Origin of the sequence: Nocardioides lentus (assembly GCF_039529515.1) — a bacterium.
In the GTDB taxonomy this organism is placed as follows: Bacteria; Actinomycetota; Actinomycetes; order Propionibacteriales; family Nocardioidaceae; genus Nocardioides; species Nocardioides lentus.
Genome location: NZ_BAAAMY010000001.1, coordinates 577109 through 595308, shown reverse-complemented (window position 1 = coordinate 595308; position 18200 = coordinate 577109). Strand labels below are relative to the sequence as shown.

The 18200-nt window shown below is 75.7% G+C and carries 22 protein-coding genes; 16 read left to right on the top strand and 6 right to left on the bottom strand.

Annotated features, from left to right (window positions below; genetic code table 11):
• Positions 1-87: 87 nt before the first annotated feature.
• The 13 genes from ABD158_RS02910 (at position 88) to ABD158_RS02850 (ending at position 10984) form a co-directional block, all read left to right on the top strand.
• On the top strand, positions 88-489 hold the full coding sequence (locus ABD158_RS02910) for a PPOX class F420-dependent oxidoreductase (protein WP_344003447.1): 402 nt from the start codon (positions 88-90) through the stop codon (positions 487-489).
• Between the two features lie 224 nt (positions 490-713).
• Positions 714-2144 carry a S1C family serine protease gene (locus tag ABD158_RS02905; RefSeq protein ID WP_344003446.1) on the top strand — a complete coding sequence of 477 codons (1431 nt, stop codon included), beginning with the start codon at positions 714-716 and terminating at the stop codon, positions 2142-2144.
• A gap of 114 nt (positions 2145-2258) precedes the next feature.
• Positions 2259-4190 carry an amidase family protein gene (locus ABD158_RS02900; RefSeq protein WP_344003444.1) on the top strand — a complete coding sequence of 644 codons (1932 nt, stop codon included), beginning with the start codon at positions 2259-2261 and terminating at the stop codon, positions 4188-4190.
• 139 nt (positions 4191-4329) lie between these two features.
• Complete coding sequence (locus ABD158_RS02895) at positions 4330-4977, top strand: dihydrofolate reductase family protein (RefSeq protein ID WP_344003442.1); 648 nt, start codon at positions 4330-4332, stop codon at positions 4975-4977.
• 28 nt (positions 4978-5005) lie between these two features.
• Positions 5006-5713, top strand: a complete 708-nt coding sequence (locus ABD158_RS02890; protein WP_344003438.1) for a DsbA family oxidoreductase — start codon at positions 5006-5008, stop codon at positions 5711-5713.
• A 36-nt stretch (positions 5714-5749) separates the two neighbouring features.
• Complete coding sequence (locus tag ABD158_RS02885) at positions 5750-5980, top strand: hypothetical protein (RefSeq protein WP_344003435.1); 231 nt, start codon at positions 5750-5752, stop codon at positions 5978-5980.
• Complete coding sequence (locus ABD158_RS02880; protein WP_344003432.1) at positions 5977-6663, top strand: hypothetical protein; 687 nt, start codon at positions 5977-5979, stop codon at positions 6661-6663. Before ABD158_RS02885 ends, ABD158_RS02880 begins: the two co-directional genes overlap by 4 nt.
• Before the next feature lie 79 nt (positions 6664-6742).
• Positions 6743-7222 (top strand): RNA polymerase sigma factor, encoded by a 480-nt coding sequence (locus tag ABD158_RS02875; protein WP_344003429.1) that lies wholly within the window; start codon positions 6743-6745, stop codon positions 7220-7222.
• A gap of 59 nt (positions 7223-7281) precedes the next feature.
• The gene (locus tag ABD158_RS02870; RefSeq protein ID WP_344003426.1) at positions 7282-7941 is read left to right on the top strand and encodes a hypothetical protein; all 660 of its coding nucleotides are present in this window, start codon (positions 7282-7284) and stop codon (positions 7939-7941) included.
• Between the two features lie 87 nt (positions 7942-8028).
• A complete protein-coding gene (locus ABD158_RS02865; RefSeq protein ID WP_344003423.1) occupies positions 8029-8622 on the top strand; it encodes a hypothetical protein in 594 nt (197 codons plus the stop codon).
• Positions 8623-8816: 194 nt separating this feature from the next.
• Positions 8817-9458 (top strand): hypothetical protein, encoded by a 642-nt coding sequence (locus ABD158_RS02860; protein WP_344003420.1) that lies wholly within the window; start codon positions 8817-8819, stop codon positions 9456-9458.
• Complete coding sequence (locus tag ABD158_RS02855; RefSeq protein ID WP_344003417.1) at positions 9458-10114, top strand: hypothetical protein; 657 nt, start codon at positions 9458-9460, stop codon at positions 10112-10114. The genes ABD158_RS02860 and ABD158_RS02855 overlap by 1 nt, the downstream gene beginning before the upstream one ends.
• A 39-nt stretch (positions 10115-10153) precedes the next feature.
• A complete protein-coding gene (locus tag ABD158_RS02850; RefSeq protein ID WP_344003414.1) occupies positions 10154-10984 on the top strand; it encodes an LLM class F420-dependent oxidoreductase in 831 nt (276 codons plus the stop codon).
• Positions 10985-11015: 31 nt separating this feature from the next.
• On the opposite strand, the gene ABD158_RS02845 is transcribed toward ABD158_RS02850, so the two are convergent.
• Entirely contained in the window at positions 11016-11867 is an 852-nt protein-coding gene (locus ABD158_RS02845; RefSeq protein ID WP_344003411.1) for a LysR family transcriptional regulator, read from the bottom strand.
• Positions 11868-12011: 144 nt separating this feature from the next.
• Here ABD158_RS02845 and ABD158_RS02840 point away from each other — a divergent pair, with 144 nt between their 5' ends.
• Together ABD158_RS02840 and ABD158_RS02835 are read left to right on the top strand one after the other, a co-directional pair.
• Positions 12012-12773 (top strand): SDR family NAD(P)-dependent oxidoreductase, encoded by a 762-nt coding sequence (locus tag ABD158_RS02840; protein WP_344003408.1) that lies wholly within the window; start codon positions 12012-12014, stop codon positions 12771-12773.
• Between the two features lie 85 nt (positions 12774-12858).
• Positions 12859-13161 carry a hypothetical protein gene (locus ABD158_RS02835; protein ID WP_344003405.1) on the top strand — a complete coding sequence of 101 codons (303 nt, stop codon included), beginning with the start codon at positions 12859-12861 and terminating at the stop codon, positions 13159-13161.
• 16 nt (positions 13162-13177) lie between these two features.
• Here ABD158_RS02835 and ABD158_RS02830 read toward each other — a convergent pair whose 3' ends face one another.
• Both ABD158_RS02830 and ABD158_RS02825 read right to left on the bottom strand, forming a co-directional pair.
• Positions 13178-14113, bottom strand: a complete 936-nt coding sequence (locus ABD158_RS02830; RefSeq protein WP_344003404.1) for a serine hydrolase — start codon at positions 14111-14113, stop codon at positions 13178-13180.
• Positions 14110-15135 carry a LysR family transcriptional regulator gene (locus ABD158_RS02825; protein WP_344003403.1) on the bottom strand — a complete coding sequence of 342 codons (1026 nt, stop codon included), beginning with the start codon at positions 15133-15135 and terminating at the stop codon, positions 14110-14112. The genes ABD158_RS02830 and ABD158_RS02825 overlap by 4 nt, the downstream gene beginning before the upstream one ends.
• 58 nt (positions 15136-15193) lie before the next feature.
• Here ABD158_RS02825 and bla point away from each other — a divergent pair, with 58 nt between their 5' ends.
• The gene (gene bla / locus ABD158_RS02820) at positions 15194-16120 is read left to right on the top strand and encodes a class A beta-lactamase (protein ID WP_425573130.1); all 927 of its coding nucleotides are present in this window, start codon (positions 15194-15196) and stop codon (positions 16118-16120) included.
• Between the two features lie 7 nt (positions 16121-16127).
• Here bla and ABD158_RS02815 read toward each other — a convergent pair whose 3' ends face one another.
• The 3 genes from ABD158_RS02815 to ABD158_RS02805 all read right to left on the bottom strand — a co-directional run.
• A complete protein-coding gene (locus tag ABD158_RS02815) occupies positions 16128-16676 on the bottom strand; it encodes a hypothetical protein (RefSeq protein ID WP_344003400.1) in 549 nt (182 codons plus the stop codon).
• A gap of 93 nt (positions 16677-16769) precedes the next feature.
• The gene (locus ABD158_RS02810) at positions 16770-17717 is read right to left on the bottom strand and encodes an SDR family oxidoreductase (protein ID WP_344003398.1); all 948 of its coding nucleotides are present in this window, start codon (positions 17715-17717) and stop codon (positions 16770-16772) included.
• A gap of 119 nt (positions 17718-17836) precedes the next feature.
• Positions 17837-18200, bottom strand: a 364-nt coding sequence (locus ABD158_RS02805) for a GtrA family protein (protein ID WP_425573124.1), incomplete at its 5' end; no start/stop codon positions are given.

Genomic DNA, 18200 nt, shown 5'->3' with positions numbered 1-18200 from the left:
CGGTCGTGCCCGCGGACGCGTGAGGGTGCCTGCGACACTCGAGGGGCTCCTCGCCGAGGGGCCCCGCACCCGGCCCGAGGAGCAGCCATGGCGTCCGACGTCCTGACCGACGAGGTCCTGGAGCTCTGCCGGAGCGGCGCCACCTGCTACCTGGCGACGACGATGCCCGACGGCTCGCCGCAGCTCACGCAGACCTGGGTCGACACCGACGGCGAGCACGTCCTGGTCAACACCGTCGTCGGCTACCAGAAGGCCCGCAACATCGAGCGTGACCCGCGCGTCGCCCTGACGGTGTCGGACCCGAGCAACCCCAGCCGCTACCACCAGCTGCGCGGCCGCGTCGTCCGCACCACCACCGAGGGCGCGGCCGACCACATCGAGATGCTGTCGCAGCGCTATACCGGCGGCCCCTACCCCTGGTACGGCGGCCGCGACCAGCAGCGCCTCCTCCTGGTGGTCGAGGCCGAGCACCGCCACTCGATGGGCTGACCCCGCAGCGACACATCCACGCTGGTCGAGCAGCACGCGAGCCCTGGCGAGCGCGAGGTCGACGCCACGGTGGTCGAGCAGCACGCGAGCCCTGGCGAGCGCGAGGTCGACGCCACGGTGGTCGAGCAGCACGCGAGCCCTGGCGAGCGCGCGGCGTCGAGACCGCCGGGACCAATTCACGCCACCAGGGTTGAAGCCCGCCGATCTGGGTGATGATGACGCCCATGAGCGACCAGCAGCCCCGCCAGCCGGACCCCCGCCAGCCCGGTCAGCCGGTGTCGCCGCAGCAGGGGTGGCCCCAGCAGGGTCAGCAGCCGTACGCCGGCCGGCGCGTGCAGCAGCCGGCGACCCCGGCCGCCGGACAGCAGCAGTACCCGCAGCAGGGATACGGTCAGCAGGGCTACCCCCAGCAGCAGTACGCCGGGCAGTACGGCCAGGGGTACGGCCAGCAGCCTGCCCAGCAGCCCGCCCAGCAGGGCTGGTCCGCGGCGCAGCCGGAGCAGCGCCGCTCCGGGTCCCGCGGGCGCGGCTCGAACCTGGGGGCCGGCCTGCTGGCCGGCGCGCTCGTGCTGGGCCTGCTCGGCGGCGTGGGCGGCGCGGCGGCGTGGGGCGCCCTCAGCGGTGACGACACCCCCTCGGCGGCCACCGGCGCGGGCGGCGGCAGCGACAGCGTCGCCGCGGAGGACGTCGACCTGACCGGCGTGGACCCGGTCGAGGTCGTCACGGTCAACGAGGTCGCCAGCGAGGTCCTGCCGACGGTGGTCAAGATCGACGCCCGCGACGGCGCGGGCGGGGGCGGCAGCGGCTCGGGGATCATCCTCACCGACGACGGCGAGATCCTGACCAACGACCACGTCATCGCCTCGGCGGCGGACGGCGGCACGCTGACCGTGTCGTTCGACGACGGCACCCTGGCGCCGGCCGAGATCATCGGCACCGACCCCAAGACCGACACCGCCCTCATCAAGGCCGAGGGCGTCTCGGACCTGCCGACCATCGACGTGGGCTCCTCCGACACCACCGAGGTCGGCCAGGCCGTCGTGGCGGTGGGCTCGCCGTACGGGCTGCAGTCGACGGTCACCGCCGGCATCGTCTCGGCGCTGCGGCGCCCGATCGTCATCCCGTCGGTCGACGACCCGGACGAGGTCAGCGTCTACGGCGCGATCCAGACCGACGCGGCGATCAACCCGGGCAACTCCGGCGGCGCGCTGGTCAACATGGGTGGCGAGCTGGTCGGCATCAACTCCTCGATCGAGCTGGCCCGCTCCAGCGAGGGCGCCGGGGGCGACCTCGGGTCGATCGGCATCGGCTACGCGATCCCCATCGACGACGTGAAGGACATCGTCGCCGAGATGCGCGCCGGCGAGACCCCCACCCACGCCCGCCTCGGCGTCAGCACCTCCGACGAGCTCACCGAGGACGACGTCCCCAACGGCGCCCTGGTCACCGAGGTGGAGTCCGGCAGCGCGGCCGAGGCCGCCGGCATCGAGGACGGCGACGTCATCACCCGCCTCGGCGACATCCCGGTCTCCAGCTCCAACGGGCTGATCGCGTCGGTGTACGCCTTCCGTCCCGACGAGACCGCCGAGGTCGTGGTCTCCCGCGACGGCGAGTCCCAGACGCTCGAGGTCACCTTCGGCTCGGACGCCGAGTAGCTCCGAGCCCGGTCCCCGGATCGACCCAGGGACGTAACGCGACGGCAACACGGGCCTCCCAGGCTGTGGTCCGACCTCGATGGTCGTTCACCACTCACCCCTGGGAGCACCCCCGTGCCACTGCACCACTCGACCGCCCGCCGCCGGGCGGTCTCCGTCGTCGCCGGACTGGCCGCGCTCGCGGTCACGTCCGTCGCACTCGCCCCGGCCCCCGCCAGCGCGGCCCCCACCACGGCCGCCGACGACGAGATCGTCGGCACCGTCCCCGGCGTCGACCTGCCCACCGCCACCATCGAGGACCTGCAGGCCGGGCTCGCGGCCGGTGACTTCACCTCGGTCGACCTGGTCGAGGCCTACCTGGAGCGCATCGCCGCGCTCGACGTCGGCGGGCCCGCGCTCAACGCGATCCGCGAGCTGTCCGACGACGCCCTCGACCAGGCCGCCGAGGCCGACGCCGCCCGCGCCGCCGGGGAGGACCTCGGCCCGCTCGCCGGCGTGCCGATCCTCGTGAAGGACAACATCGACGTCGCCGGCCTGCCGACGACGGCGGGGTCGGTCGCGCTGGCGAACTCGTTCCCCGCCACCGACGCCCCGGTCACCACCGCCATGGAGGACGCCGGCGCGATCATCCTCGGCAAGACGAACCTCTCGGAGTTCGCCAACTTCATCACCAACGGCCTGCCCTCGGGCTACAGCTCGCTCGGCGGGCAGGTGCTCAACGCCTACGACCTCTCCCAGACGCCGTCGGGCTCCAGCTCCGGCTCGGGCGTCGCGGCCTCCACGACCATGGCCGCCGCCACCGTCGGCACCGAGACCTCCGGGTCGATCCTCAGCCCCGCCAACGCGAACTCCCTGGTCGGCGTGAAGCCCACCGTCGGGCTGATCAGCCGCACCGGGATCATCCCGATCTCCGCCTCCCAGGACACGGCCGGCCCGATGACCCGCACCGTGTACGACGCGGCCGCGCTGCTCTCGGGCATGACCACCGGCCTCGACCCCGAGGACCCGGCGACCGAGGCCGGCGCCGAGTACGACGGGACCGACTACACCGCCGGGCTCGACGAGACCGCGCTCGACGGCGTGCGCCTCGGCTTCGTGCCCTCGACCAACGAGCCCTACCTGGCGGCGCTCGACGTCCTGCGCGCCCAGGGCGCCGAGCTGGTGCAGGTCGCCTCGCCGACCAACACCACCGCGCCGAGCATCCTGGTGCGCGAGTTCGAGCGCGACCTCAACGCCTACCTGTCGCGCCTGCCGGAGTCGGCCCCGATGGACACCCTCAGCGACATCATCGCGTTCAACTCCGCCAACGCCGACGTCGCGCTCAAGTTCGGCCAGACGCTGCTCACCGAGTCCGAGGCCGTCGACCTGGACGACCCGGCGACCCTCGCGTCCTACGAGGCCGACCGCGACCGCGGCATCGCCGAGACCCGCGCGAGCATCGACTCCACGCTCGAGACCAACGACGTCGACGCGATCGTCAGCAACGCCGCCACGACCGGCATCGGCGCCCGCGCCGGCTACCCGTCGGTGACCCTGCCGGCCGGCTACAACCCCGCCAACCGTCGCCCGACGGGCATCACCTTCCTCGGCACGGCCTTCACCGAGCAGGCGCTGCTGGAGTACGCGTACGACTACGAGCAGGCCGCCGACGTGTGGCGGTCGCCCGACGTCGTGAACCCCACCGCGTTCCGCTGCACCGCGATCAGCGAGGCCACGCTGCCCGACGAGGACTGCCCGGCCGCCCCGGTCGCGCCGCCCGCCACGTCGGTGACCCTGGCCGACCTCGTCGCCAACCCGGTGCGACAGGGTCAGGCGCCCGTCGTCCGGGTCAAGGTCGGGGCCGGTGACCTCACCCCGGTTGGGTTCGTCCGCGTCGAGGTGCCCGGCCGCCGCTGGGTCCGCGCCCGCCTCGACGACGCGGGCCGCGCGACCGTGCGGGTGAACCGCCCCCTGGCGGTCGGCCGCACCCCGCTGGTGGTCCGCTACAACGGCAGCCCCGCCGTCGCGCCGAGCCAGGACCGGCTCGTCGTCCGCGTGCGTCGCTGACGCACCGTCCCACCCCACCGCCCCGGGCGCCTCTGCACGGCGTCCGGGGCGGCGGTGCGTCACCGGTCGTCGCGCCCGGCGACGCCGATGACTCCTGACCGCAGCCCGGGTCCATCCCGGGGACGACGAAGGAGCAGCGATGACGAGTCAGCAGGTCAGGGTCCACAACCTCACCGTCTCGAGGGACGGGTACGCCGCGGGCGAGGGCCAGAGCCTCGAGCGGCCCTTCGGGCACGCGGACCTGGCCGAGCTGATGGCCTGGATCCTGGGCACGGCGAGCTTCCCGGGACGCACCACGCCCGGCGGGTCCCGCGGGGTCGACGACCACCTCGCGCGCGAGTTCCACCGCCACGTCGGCGCGGAGATCATGGGCCGTCACAAGTTCGGTCCGCAGCGCGGGCCGTGGAGCGACCACGAGTGGACCGGGTGGTGGGGCGCCGAGCCACCGTTCCACACCCCCGTCTTCGTGATGACCCATCACGAGCGGCCGTCGTTCACTCTGGCCGACACGACGTTCCACTTCGTCGGCGGCGAGCCCGAGGACGTCCTGCGGCAGGCGCTCGCCGCCGCCGACGGGAAGGACGTCCGGCTGGGCGGCGGTGCCGACACCGTGCGGCAGTTCCTCGACGCCGGGCTCGTCGACACGATCCACGTCGCCGTCGCCCCGCTCGACCTCGGCGGCGGGTCCCGCCTGTGGACGTCACACGACGAGCTCACGGACCGCTACGAGCACGATGTCGTGCCGGGCCGCCACGGCGTCGTGCACCACCTGTACTGGCGGGAGTAATCGGGCTGCACCCGCTGTTGGGCCGCACATGCAGATCGAGGTGTGGAGTGACGTCGTGTGCCCGTGGTGCTTCGTCGGCAAGCGGCGGCTGGAGGGTGCGCTGGCCGACTTCGCGCACCGCGACGACGTCGAGGTGGTCTACCGCTCCTTCGAGCTCGACCCGTCCGCACCGCAGCACGGCCACGAGCTGACCTCGGTCGTGCTCACCCGCAAGCTCGGCCGCAGCGTCGAGGAGGTCCGGGCGATGCAGCAGCAGCTCATCGACCTCGGCGCCTCCGAGGGCCTCGAGCTGCGGCTGCACGACAACGTCCACACCAACACCGTCGACGCCCACCGCCTGCTGCACCTCGCCCTCGAGACCGGCGGCCCGGGCTTGCAGCGCGAGCTGGCGGAGGCGCTGTTCGCCGCGTACTTCACCCGCGCCGAGGACGTCGGCGACCACGCCGTCCTCACCGCCGCGGCGGTGGACGCCGGCCTCGACCCGGAGCGGGTCGCCGCGGTCCTGGCCTCCGACGAGTACGCCGGGGCGGTCGCGTCCGACGTCGCCCAGGCGCGGGCGTACGGCGCGACCGGCGTGCCGTTCTTCGTCGTCGACCAGAAGTACGGCGTCTCGGGCGCCCAGCCCACCGAGGTCTTCGCGCAGGTCCTCGCCCAGGCCTGGACCGAGAGCCGCCCGGCGCTGCAGACCGTCGGCGGCGACGCCGACGCGTGCGGCCCGGACGGCTGCGCGATCTGACGCGGGCCGGTCCGGTCCCGGCCTAGGATCCCGGCCATGCCCGGGTTCGAGCCGCCCACCTCCCGACCCGACACGTCCTGGTTGGAGGGCCGTCAGGCCCTGGGCTTCGCCGCGCTGCTGCTCGGCGCGTTCGGGCTGCTGTTCCTCGTGCTGACCGTCGCCGGGCTGCTCGGGGCCGCCCGCTTCCAGCTCACCGACGCCGGTCTCGCCGTCGTGTGCCTGGTGGGGTCCTGGCTGATCCTGCGCTTCCGGCGGCGCACCCGGTGAGCCCGACCGACCGTGACGTGGCGTACGTCGAGCAGCTGCGTCCCGAGCTGGCGGCCCGGCTGGCCGAGCTGCACGCCGAGGAGGTCGCCTACTTCGGTCCCGACGAGCCGGAGCTGACCGAGATCGTCGTGATCGACCTGACCCTCGACGTCGCGGCCGACGGCGTGCTCGACCTCGTGGTCGAGCACGACCTCGTGAGCCCGGGTCGCGAGGACGAGCGTGAGACCCGGCGCCTCCGCATCGACCGCGAGTACCGCGAGGCGCTCGACCGTTCCTTCCAGGGCTCGTACGCCCAGTGGGCCGCCCGACACCTCTACTTCGGGATCGACTGCCCCCAGGCGATCGACCCCGACGAGGTCGCCGCCGCGTCGACGTCCCTGCCTGACGCCGAAGCCCTCCTGGAGCACGTTCGCGCCTTCGTGGGCGGTGAGCGGATCGCCACGGACCGCATCCGCGTCGGGCGGGCCACCGTTTGCCTGACGCCCGAGCAGTGGCGCGAGCACGTCGTCGACTGGGAGGTGACCGCACAAAGGGACCGGGGCCCGGACGCCATGCGCCCGGGTCACGGCCCGGTCGGTGCGGCCATAGAGCTGGAGGAGCTGCTCGGTGAGTACCCGGCGTACGTCGTGTGGTGGCGCGGCGCCCTGCACGGCTCCTCTCGTGCCGGGCTTCCACCGATCTGAAAGCAATCGGAGGCCCGCTGCAACCTTCCTCCGCCCATACGGGCTACCCGGGTCAGAAGCACGGAAAGGGGGCCTCCAGGTGCGGGACGCGACGAGCTTCGACGAGTTCTACAGTGCGCGGGCGGAGCGCCTGGTGCGGCTCGTCTATGCCCGCACCGGCGATCTGGGGCGGGCTGAGGACTGTGTGCAGGAGGCCTTCATTCGCGCGTGGCGACGATGGGGCCGTCTAGAGGGCGACGATCCGGTCGGCTGGGTGACGACGGTCGCATGGCGGCTCGCGATCAAGGACTGGCACCGCAGGCGCCGCGAGCACGACGCCTGGCGCGGTCGTCCCGACTTCCGGACGGACGTCCCGGCCGAGCTGCTCGAGCTGCGCGACGCGCTCGGTCGCCTACCCCGAGCCCAGGCCGATGTCCTCCTGCTCCACTACCTCCAGGACCTCTCCATACGACGCATCGCCACCCTCTTGGCGATGCCCGAGGGGACGGTCAAGTCCCACCTGTCCCGCGGGCGTGCCGCTCTCGCCACCAGCCTCGACCCGGGAGGAGCACCGGCATGACCGCTCACGACCTGCCCGACGCGCCGGAGGCGCTGGTGCGAGCCCGTAGCGCGCCACTGATGCGTACCTCGCCTGACGCCTTCGTGGTGCGTCGACTCTCGGACCGCCGCAGGCGGCGGCACTGGCTCGGTGGAGGCGGGGCCGCGGTCCTGGGCCTCCTGGCCGTCGTGGCCATCGCTGCCCCGCTGGCGCGCCTCAGTGGCGGCGACCAGCGAGGAGTGGATCCGGCCGGCGGCCGGGCGATCTCGTCGACGGCCTTGTCGTACTCCCTGCCCGAGGGGTGGAAGACCTACGAGTCCCGCACCCCCCTGCGCGCCTGCGTCGGCCCGGAGGGCGAGCCGGCAGGGTCATGTCCGGTCGTGATCGTCCGCACCGCGGACCCTACTGTCCCCGGGGACCCGCTGGCGGGCGCTTTGGAGGTCCTGGACGACTGCGAGCGCGGCGACTACCGCGAACTGAAGATCATCTTGGAGTCCGTGGGCCGACCCTCGAGGTCGACGCTGAGCGCCCGGTGCACCCTCGACGACCCGCTGGTCACCGTCCTCTCCCTCGACAGCGGCACCGTCTGGGTCCGGACCTCGGACCCGGCGCTCGCTCCCCGCCTCGCCGACCTCGTCGCGTCCTTCGAGGTGCCCGACGACTGGGCAAAGGGGGACTCCCTCGACGACAGCGACGGCGCACCCCAGCCGTCGGCGCAGCCGACCGTCCGCTCCGACTGACACCACTGCTGACCGACACCGCGATTCACGACCGCTGACCACACCGGGGGCCGACCCCGGACCCGCCCGACACTCTCTGGAGATCCGATGCCGCACCGTCCCGTCGTCCTCCTCGCCGCCGCCCTGGTCCTCGCCGCCGGCACGGGAGCCTCGGCGTCCCCGGCGTCAGCCGAGGTGCCTGCCTCCGAGCTGGCGACGCGGGCGATCGCGAAGGACCCGGTCGGTGACGGCGTGGGTCGTGGCGCGCTCGCCGTCCGGCGCGCCGACCTGGTGCGGGCGTCGTACCGGACCCCGCGCGTCGAGGGCGGCACCATCACCGTCCGCGTGACGTGGGCCGAGCTGCGCCGTACCGGTCCGTTCCAGCGCCTGCACGTCTCCGTCGACCCCCGCACCAGCGGGAAGCAGCAGCCGTCCGCGTTCGAGGGCGCGCGCTCCGGCGTCTCCGTGCAGACCTACGAGCGGGGCGAGCCCTTCGCCGACCGCGTCCGGCCCGAGGTGCTCGACGTGCAGCGTGTGTACGGCGAGCGCGGCACGACCACCGTCACGATGTCGACCGAGTGGCTCGAGGCCCCGGCCGGCAGGGTCGAGGTGACGGTGCTCTCAGAGGCGGGCAGCCGCGCGAGCGCCGCCTTCGACAGCAGCGCCGGGCGCGACCTGCGCGTCGGGCCGGTCACCGACTGAGCGCACCCGACCGCGCGCCGCGCCGGTCCAGACCGGGACGGAGAGACCGACGGAGGGCGGGTGATCCGCGCATACTGAGCCCGCGCCGGGCCCGCCCAGCGCCCCGCAGCGGGACTGCCCGGCGTTCTGGCCCGACCCTGCGTGACCCCACCCCCCACCCGTGAGACGGAGACCCTGTGCGACGACTCGCCGCCTTGCTGCTGACCTCGACCCTCGCCCTCACCGGCACCGCACTGTCCCCCGCCCAGGCGAGCGACGGGACGGAGCTGCCGGCGCTGCCTCCGACGGAGCTGGGGGCTGCCGCGACGGCCGACGCGCGCCCGCCGGCCCAGCTGCCCACCCGGGCGGTCGTGAAGGACCCCGCCGGTGACGCCCAGGGGGAGGCCGAGGACGGCAGGAAGGGTCCGACCGGGCTGGCCGACCTGCGCCGGGTGACGTACCGGACCCCCTCCACCGGTGACGGGACCCTCACGGTGCGGGCCCGCTGGGCCGACCTGCGCAACGCCAACCGGTCCGGGGTCGTGCGCCAGCGCCTCGTCACGGTGATCGAGACCTCCGCCGACCGCACCTACGTGCTGCGGGTGAGCAACCGACGCGGCACCTTCCGGCTCCTCGAGTACGTCGACGACCAGACCCGCCCCGGGCGCATCGCCCCGGAGGACGTCGACGTCGACTACACCTTCGGCCGTGGCGGCACCATCGAGGTCGAGCTGACCACCGAGTGGCTCCGCGGCCGACGGGTCGCGCCGCTCAGCTACGGGTCCGTGGCCCGCCCGCGCTCCGCCGCCTTCGACCTCACCGACGCCGTGGCGCTGCGCGTCGGGCCTCGCCGGTGATGCGGGCCGTCGCCCGAGGTCTCGCCGCGGCCCTCGCGTCGACCTCCCTGCTCGCCGCGACCGCGGCTCCGTCCGTCGCCGAGGAGCGCGTCCGCGGGGTGCGGGTGGGCCCGGCGGACGACGACAGCGTCGCCTCCCCGCTGCCCACCCGGGCGGCGGTCGAGGACCGGTTGCGGGATGCCCGCGGCACCGCCTACCTCCACTCCCACGCCGACCTGCGCAAGGTCGCCTACCGCACCCCCGCCGTGCGCGAGGGCGGGACCATGACCGTCCGGGCGACCTGGCGCGACCTCGCACCCACCGGCCGGGCGCGCGGCGTGCGCCGGGGACTGACGACCGTCGTCGACGCCCGCACGGGCAACGGGGGGACCGGGTACGCCCTGACCAGGATCGGCCGCCTGCCGCGTTTCACGCTGTACCTCCTGACCGACGACACCGCTGGGCCGTCCCGCGTGCGACCGGAGGACCTCGACGTGCGGCACCGCCCCGGCCCCCGCGGCACGACGACGGTGACCATGTCGACCGAGTGGCTCGACCCCGGGAAGGTCAGCGTCTCCTCCTACGCCGAGGCCGTCGGCAGCAGGGGCCGATTCGACGACGCGTACGACGAGGTCCGCGGCACCCGCCTGCGCGTCGGGCCGGCGCCGCAGGTCTGACGCCCACCGCGGGTCCGCGCCCTCGGCTATAACGGGGTCATGAAGTTCGGGATCTCCACGTTCATCACCGACGACGGCATCCGCCCCGACACGCTCGGTCGTGCGGTGGAGGTGCGGGGGTTCAGCACGCTCGTCGTGGCCGAGCACTCCCACATCCCGACCAGCCGGGAGTCGCCGTACCCCGGCGGCGGCGACCTGCCGCGGAAGTACTACCGCACGCTCGACCCGTTCGTGGCGTTGACGGCCGTCGCGGCGGCGACGTCGACGCTGCGGATCGGCACCGGCATCGCCCTGCTGCCCCAGCGCGACGTGATCCACACCGCCAACGAGGTCGCGAGCCTCGACGTGGTCTCGGAGGGCCGGTTCGTGTTCGGCGTCGGGGTCGGGTGGAACCGCGAGGAGATGCGCAACCACGGCACCGACCCCCGCACCCGCGGCGCCCTCATGGACGAGCAGCTGGCCGCGCTCAAGGAGATCTGGACCGCCGAGGAGGCGGAGTACCACGGCACCCACGTCGACTTCGACCCGATCACGATGTGGCCCAAGCCCGTGCAGCGGCCGCACCCGCCGATCTACGTCGGTGGGGAGAGCGAGGCGGCGCTGCGCCGGCTGGCGACCCTCGGCGACGGCTGGCTGCCCCGCGCCGGGACCCCGCCCGAGGAGATCGCCCGGGTCCGTCGGTGGCTCGCCGACCAGGGTCGGGAGGACGTCGGCTTCACCTCCTTCGGCGTGCCGGCCGACCCCGAGCTGATCGACGGGCTCGCCGAGGCCGGCGTCGACGAGGTCGCACTGATGCTCGAGACCGCGTCGACCGACGAGTCGCTCCGCGCCCTCGACGACTTCGCCGCGCTCGCCGCCCGGCACGGCTGAGCCCGGCCCCGCGTCGGGGCGGGGCACACGTTCAGGCGCGCGCCGCGACCCTGACGAACGCCGCGAGGTCGGTCGACCGGCTCTGCGAGGGCCAGGCGAGCATCGTGGTGACCGGCGGTGCGCCGACGAGCGGCACGGCCGCGACCCCCTCGCCCGCCAGCGCCCGGGCCGACGCCGGCGCGACCAGGTAGGTGCGACCGAGCGCGATCAGCTGGAGCAGCTGCGTCACGTCGTGCACCTCCGGCCCCGCGCCCGCGGCGTACCGGCCCTCGCGGTCGGGCCAGCGCGGCGCCGGCAGACCGACGAGGGCGTCGAGGTCCCCCGCCGGCACGGCGCCGCCCCCCGTCAGCGGGTGCCCGGCCGCCACCAGGACCGCCGCCTCCTCGACCTGCAGCACCTCGGTGTCGAACCCGGCCGCGTCGTCCCACGGCGCGTGCAGGAGCGCGACGTCGGCGCGCCCGTCACGCAGCGCCTGCTCCTGCTGGCCCGGCCCGACCAGCAGCACGTCGACGCCGACGGCGCCCGGCTCCGCGGCGTACTGGTCGAGCAGCTTGGCCACGAGCTCGTTGGCTGCGCCCGCCTTCGAGACCAGCACCAGCCCGGCCCGACCGCCGGCAGCGACGCCGGCGGCACGGCGCGTCCGCCGTTCGGCCGCCACCACGGCGTCGAGCGCCGCGCGCGCCTCGCGGAGCAGCACCTCCCCGGCCGGGGTCAGGCTCACCGTGCGGCTCGTGCGCTCGAGCAGCCGGGCGCCGAGCCGGCGCTCCAGCTGGCCGATGGCCCGCGACAGCGGCGGCTGGGCGATCCCGAGCCGGGTCGCGGCGCGTCCGAAGTGGAGCTCCTCGGCGACGGCCACGAAGTAGCGCAGCTCCCGTGTCTCCACGTGTCCCCCTCCCGCCCGGAGCCCGACCCGGCGCCGCTGCCGGACCGGCCCGCCTGCGGCCCCGGTCCGGTCGATACCGCCAGGGTATCGGCGCCCACCCAGACGGTGTTGGGGCCCGAGGACGCCGCGACCAACCATGGACCCATGACCGAGACGACCTCCACACCCACTCCCACCCACCGGGGCCGCACCGCGCTCGTCACCGGCGCCAACAAGGGCATCGGCCTCGAGATCGCCCGGGGCCTCGGCGCCCTCGGCTTCACCGTCGGGGTCGGCGCGCGCGACGCCGACCGCGGCGCCACCGCCGTCGCGACGCTCGAGGCCGACGGCCTCGACGTGTTCCTCGTGCCGCTCGACGTCGCCGACGACGCCTCGGTGGCCGCGGCCGCGGACCTGCTGGAGCGGCGCGGGGGCGGCCTCGACGTCCTCGTCAACAACGCCGGGATCACGGGCTCGATGCCGCAGGAGCCCACCGTGGTCCACCTCGACACCCTGCGCACCGTGCTCGAGACCAACGTCTTCGGCGTCATCCGCACGACGAACGCGATGCTGCCGATGCTGCGTCGCTCGACCGCCGCGCGCATCGTCAACGTCTCGAGCGGCGTCGGGTCGCTGGCGCGCCAGTCCGCGGCGGCGACCGACGGGGCCGCCGGGCCGGTCGCCGCGGCGTACTCGCCGTCGAAGACCTACCTCAACGCGGTGATGCTGCAGTACGTGCGCGAGCTCGCCGGCACCGGCATCCTCGTCAACGCCGCGTGCCCCGGCTACGTCGCGACCGACCTGAACGGGTTCGCCGGTCACCGCACCACCGAGCAGGGTGCGGCGACACCGATCCGGCTCGCGACGCTGCCCGACGACGGGCCCACCGGGGGGTTCTTCGAGGACGCCGGCGTCGTCCCCTGGTGACCGCGTGGCGGTGACCGACCCGCACCGGGCTCGGCGGTGGGGCCGGTGTCGGTGGCGGCGCCTAGGGTCGGGGGGTGATCGCCCGATGAGCAAGGAAGCAGCCCAGCGCGCGATGCGCGAGGCCCGGTACGCCGAACGCATGGCCAACGGCAGCACCGGCATCCCCGCCACCCGCACCCGTCCCCCCGTCGCGCCGCCGGCGGGCAGCCCCGCCGCCACCCCCCGGCCCGCGGCGAAGGCCCCGGCCACCGCGCCGGCGGCGGCGACCACCACCGCCGACACCGCCGACACCGCCGCCGGCGACGGCCTGTGCGGTCACAAGTCGATGAACGGCCGCACCTGCACCCGCGAGCACGGCCACGCGGCGAAGAGCCACCGCTACTCCTGAGGCCGCCGGGTCGACCTCACCGCCGCAGCGCCTCGAACGCCCGGCGCGCCGCCCACCCGATCGCCGCGTCCGCGCCCGGGTCGACGGCGACCGGCACCCGCGACTCGGTGAGCGCGACGACCACGACCTGCTGGTCGCCGTGCTCGACGACGCCGGCGTCGTGGCGCAGGTGGAGGAAGCTGCCGGTCTTGCTGGCCACACGCACGGCGTCGGTGAGCAGCTCGGGGACGATGCGGCGGCTGGTGAGCTGACGTCCCATCGCGTCCCGGACCCGCTCGCACACCGCCGGGGTGGCCACGCCGTCGGACCAGACGGCGGCCAGGAGGTCGGCCACCGCACGGGCCGAGCCCACGTTGGCGGCGGCGACGTCGAGCATCGCGATCGCGTGGCCGCCGCCCTCGGTCGAGGCGCGGACCGCGAGCGCCAGCGCTCCCTCCTCGTCGGGCGCCGCGGCCGCCGCGGCGTCGTGCAGGTCGCGGAGCCGGTGACGCACCACGATGCCGCCACCCGCCGGGTCCGCGACCCCCCAGCCGGCCATCGTCGCCGTGACCGTCGCGGGCGGGACGCGGTCGAGGAGCAGGTCCGCGGCCGCGTTGTCGCTGACGGTGAGCGCGGAGTCGACGAGGTCGCCGAGCGCGACGGTGGCCGGGTGGCGGAACGCGCCCGTGCCCGTGCGCCCGCGCGTGGCCGTGGCCGGGTCGACCGCCACCGGCTCCGCCTCCCCGCGCGGCCCCAGCGCACCGCGGGCGGCGGCGTCCAGCACGGCGAGCGCCAGCGGCAGCTTGACCAGGGAAGCGAGGGGCAGCTGCCGGTCCACGTCGAGGCCGGTCTCGGCCCCGGAGCCCAGGTGGCGCGCGAGGAACGCGCCCCCGAGCCCGGCCTGGTCCCAGACCTCCGCCACCTCCTGCGCCACGGCGAGGAGCGGTCCGTCGGAGCCCACCAGCGCGCTCACGGGCGCCGCTCCGCGGAGGCGGCGGGGCCGAGCGCGAGGCCCAGCGCGGGCCCCAGCGTCGCCACGAGCCCGCGCCGCTCGGCCGCCCCGACCGAGGCGGCCGCCCCGCGGCCGACCGCCAGCCGGTAGCCGCGGGCCACCGGGAGGTCCGCGACCTCCCGCCACACCAGGTCGTGGGCCGCGGCCTCGCCGGGGGTGCACAGCCACAGGTCGCCGCGGGCGAGCACGTCCGCGACCACCGTGAGCGTCGCCCGCCCCACCACCACCTGCCCCGGCGCCAGCCCGGCCCGCGCCGCGGCCCGTCGTACGACGTCGCGGACCCAGGGCCGGTCGTCCTCCGCGCCGAGGTGCAGACGCCGCGGCCGGCCGGTCTCGCCGCGGTGGCGGCGCAGCTGGTCGAGGTGGAGCCGACCCGGCGCGGACCCGGCTCGGGTGGCAGCGTGCCCCCCGGCGGGCCCCGGTCCGGCCGGGTCCGCGGGGTCGCTCCGGTCGGGCGGGGCGGCGACGCCGAGCGGGCCCCCGAGGTCCGCCTCGTCGGGGCTGCAGGGGACCAGCGCCACCCCTCCGCCCGCGCGGGCCACGGCGGCCGACCGGTCGTCGGGGCCGGCGACCTCGAAGGAGACGTCCAGCCCCACCTGCTCCGCAGCCGCGCGTACCGGCACCAGGCCCCGCGCCGGGGCGCCCTCGGGCAGCCACACCGTCAGCGCCGACCCGACGGCGCGACCGAGGTCGAGCAGCTGGTCGGCCCGCACCACCAGGTCCCGGGCGTGGGGAAGCACGGCCCGACCCCGGTCGGTCGGGACGACGCCGCGGGGGTCCCGGACCACCAGCCGCCCGCCGAGGTGCTTCTCGAGCGCGGCGACCCGGCGGCTGACCACCGGCTGCGGCACCCCGAGCTCGGCGGCGGCCCGGGTGAAGCTGCGCTGGTCGACGACGGCGCACCAGGCGCGGAGGTGCAGCAGGAGGTCCACGCTGCGGTTATACCGCTCGCGCATGAGCGTCACGGATTCCGTCTTCGACATGGCCGCGGCCCCTCGAGCAGCGTGGCGCCTGACGACGCCGACCCCTCAGGAGACCCCCGTGACGCACCCGCCCGCCCGCACCGCCCGTCGTACCGTCCTCGGGGCGGCGGCCGCCCTGCCGCTCGCCGGGGGCGCGATGCTGCTGCCCGACCGCCCGGGCACCGCGGCGCCCCGAGGGCCCGCGCGTGGTCCGGCCGGCGCGGGACTGCCCGAGGTGCGGGCGCTGGAGCGCCGCTACGGCGCCACCATCGGCTTCCACGCGGCGCGGACCTGCCGGGGCGCCCGGGTCCTGGCCCACCGCGCCGACGAGCGCGCCCCGGTCCACTCGGTGTTCAAGGCGTACGCCGCGGCCGCGGTGCTGCGCGACCTGGACCGCGACGGCGAGGTGCTCGACCGGCGGGTGCGCTACGACCGCGAGGACCTGGTGACCTACTCCCCCGTCACCGGGCCCGCCGTCGACGAGGGCCTGACGGTCCGCGAGCTGTGCGACGCCGCGGTCCGGGTCAGCGACAACACCGCCGCGAACCTGCTGCTGCGCGAGCTCGGCGGGCCGGGCGCGATCACCCGGTTCGCCCGCTCGATCGGGGACCGGGCCACGCGGCTGGACCGGTGGGAGACGGAGCTGAACTCCGCGATCCCGGGCGACCCGCGCGACACCACGACCCCCCGGCAGGTCTCCCGCGGCTGTGCGGCGCTGCTCGTCGGCGACGCCCTCTCGGTGCCCGACCGGGCGGTCCTGCGCGACTGGATGCTGCGCAGCACGACCTCCGACCGCCGCTTCCGCGCGGGCCTGCCCGACGGGTGGGCGCTCGCGGACAAGACCGGCTCGGGCACCGAGACGTTCAACGACGCCGGGGTGGTGTTCCCGCCGCGGGGCACGCCGTTCGCGATCTCGGCGCTCGTGCGGCTGCGGCGGCCGGACGTGACCGCCAGCGTGGAGATCCACGCCGAGCTCGCGCGCATCGCCGTACGACGGCTGGGGTGAGCGCGGCTCAGGGGCGGCGCGGGACCGTCAGGTCGCCCGCCCGGCGGGTCGTGTCGCGCGCGGACACGCGGCCGTCGCGGCGCTTCACCAGCTCCGCGGCGGCCCGCACCTGCAGGTCCGCGCCGGCCAGGCAGTCCCGGTCGATCCGGACGACGACCCTCCCGGCGTCCCGGTCCTGGCTCCAGTCGCCGCAGCCGCCCCGCAGCCCGCCGTCGTCGCCGACCCGGACCACCCGCGCACCGCGGGTCTCGAAGCGCAGCTCCTTCGCGCGGTTCTCGAAGGAGACCCTGTAGGCCTGGCGCCAGGTCACGAGGCGCTCCTCGATGTCCACGTCGAGCACGGCGACGACGCGGCCGGGCTGCACCCGCGCGGCGAGACGGGTGACGTCGGCGGACTGCTGGGCGTCCGGGTCCGGCGCCGGCTCCCGGGTCGCCCGGACGTCCCCGCCCGGGTCGGTGACCTGGACCCGGTCGGCCGCCGCCGCCGGGGCGGCGGGGAGCGCGAGGCCGGCGAGGGCCAGGACGAGGGCAGGGACGACGTGGTGGGGACGCGTCATGGTGGTCACCCTCCCCCGTCCGACGCGGCGGCGCCACCCTCCCGCTCCTCGCCGGCACGCGGCGGGCGGCGGGGCAGGGCGGGCCGCTCGGTCTCAGACCGACAGCGACCCGGCCGGGAAGCGGACGCCCGCGAGCCGCTCGGAGAGCTCCCAGACGCGGCGGGCGTCGTCGGTGCTGCGCAGGCTGCGGTACGGCTTCTGCTCGCCGGGAGCGCCGCCGACGTGACCGAGCCCGCGCGGACCGTAGAACCGCCCACCGGCGTCGGGCGCGGTGGCGGCCAGCAGGGCGGGCAGCCCCGCGCTGTCGGGGGTGCCGGCGATCCCCAGCGCGGAGAGCCGCCGGATCAGGCGCAGCTCGCGACCCTCGGAGCCCCGGCCGATCTCGGGGCGGGCGCCGAGCAGGTTGGTGGGGGCGACGCCGGGATGGGCGAGGTTGCTGGAGATGCCCCACCCGTGGGCGCGGCTGCGCCGGTCGAGCTCGAGCGCGAACAGCCCGACGGCGATCTTGGAGGAGCTGTAGGCCCGGAACGGGTCGTAGCCGCGCTCGGAGTCGAGGTCGTCGAGCTGTACGCCGTTGCGGTTCGCGGCGATGCTCGTCTGCGAGGTCACCCGCCCCCCGCCCTCGCGCAGCAGCGGCAGCAGGTGGGCGACGAGCGCGACGTGGCCGAGGTGGTTGGTGGCGATCTGCAGCTCGTGGCCGTCGACCGTGGTGCGACGCTCGGGCGGCGTCATGACCCCGGCGTTGTTGACGAGCACGTGGACGGGCGCCCCCTCCTCCAGCAGGGTGGCCGCGAACGCCGCGACGGAGTCGAGGGAGGCCAGGTCCATCGTGGCGAGTCGCACGGAGGCCGCCGGCACCTCGGCCCGGATCGTGGCCAGGGCGGCCTCGCCCTTGGCGGCGTTGCGGACGGGCAGCACGAGGTCGGCGCCGGCGGCCGCGAGGCGGCGGGCCATGCGCAGGCCCATGCCGTCGCTGCCGCCCGTGAGGACGACGCGGCGGCCGGTGAGGTCGGGGAGGGTGAGGTCGTGGGTGCGGGCCATGGCGTGCTCCTTCGGTGGTGGGTCCGGCGGGTGCCGTCGTCACCACCCTCGGCGATCCGCGCCGGGCGAGGCAGGACCCGTCGATCCCCCTCTCGGGCGAGGACCCGGCCCGGGGCGCCTCAGCGGCCGGCGGGGACCCGGTCGTCGTCCGGCTGCGGCTCGGGGGCCGGCGCCGGGTCCTCGTGCATCACGAGGCTGAAGGAGACGAAGCGCAGCGTGCCGACGAGGCCGTTGGCGACCCCGAGCACCAGGACCTCGGTGAGCCGTCCGGCGTCGGGGTCGACCAGGCCGAGGAGTCCGAGGGCACCGGAGGTGATGCCGAGGCCCGCGACGACCAGGCCCAGGCCCAGCGTGTGGTGCGGGACGATCGTCGCGGCGGCGGTGCTGTGGAACGTGACGCGACGGTTGCCGCCGGTGCTCAGCAGCGTGGAGGCCACGAGCGCGACGATGTTGGCCCACTGGGGCGTCATCAGCTCGCGCAGC

Excerpts from the sequence above, each read along its gene's own strand:
- ABD158_RS02910 (WP_344003447.1), top strand. The coding sequence starts at position 88 with ATGGCGTCCGACGTCCTGACCGACGAGGTCCTGGAGCTCTGCCGGAGC.
- ABD158_RS02905 (WP_344003446.1), top strand. The coding sequence starts at position 714 with ATGAGCGACCAGCAGCCCCGCCAGCCGGACCCCCGCCAGCCCGGTCAG.
- ABD158_RS02895 (WP_344003442.1), top strand. The coding sequence starts at position 4,330 with ATGACGAGTCAGCAGGTCAGGGTCCACAACCTCACCGTCTCGAGGGAC.
- ABD158_RS02890 (WP_344003438.1), top strand. The coding sequence starts at position 5,006 with ATGCAGATCGAGGTGTGGAGTGACGTCGTGTGCCCGTGGTGCTTCGTC.
- ABD158_RS02885 (WP_344003435.1), top strand. The coding sequence starts at position 5,750 with ATGCCCGGGTTCGAGCCGCCCACCTCCCGACCCGACACGTCCTGGTTG.
- ABD158_RS02870 (WP_344003426.1), top strand. The coding sequence starts at position 7,282 with ATGCGTACCTCGCCTGACGCCTTCGTGGTGCGTCGACTCTCGGACCGC.
- ABD158_RS02865 (WP_344003423.1), top strand. The coding sequence starts at position 8,029 with ATGCCGCACCGTCCCGTCGTCCTCCTCGCCGCCGCCCTGGTCCTCGCC.
- ABD158_RS02855 (WP_344003417.1), top strand. The coding sequence starts at position 9,458 with ATGCGGGCCGTCGCCCGAGGTCTCGCCGCGGCCCTCGCGTCGACCTCC.
- ABD158_RS02850 (WP_344003414.1), top strand. The coding sequence starts at position 10,154 with ATGAAGTTCGGGATCTCCACGTTCATCACCGACGACGGCATCCGCCCC.
- ABD158_RS02840 (WP_344003408.1), top strand. The coding sequence starts at position 12,012 with ATGACCGAGACGACCTCCACACCCACTCCCACCCACCGGGGCCGCACC.
- ABD158_RS02835 (WP_344003405.1), top strand. The coding sequence starts at position 12,859 with ATGAGCAAGGAAGCAGCCCAGCGCGCGATGCGCGAGGCCCGGTACGCC.
- ABD158_RS02825 (WP_344003403.1), bottom strand. The coding sequence starts at position 15,135 with ATGTCGAAGACGGAATCCGTGACGCTCATGCGCGAGCGGTATAACCGC.
- ABD158_RS02815 (WP_344003400.1), bottom strand. The coding sequence starts at position 16,676 with ATGACGCGTCCCCACCACGTCGTCCCTGCCCTCGTCCTGGCCCTCGCC.
- ABD158_RS02810 (WP_344003398.1), bottom strand. The coding sequence starts at position 17,717 with ATGGCCCGCACCCACGACCTCACCCTCCCCGACCTCACCGGCCGCCGC.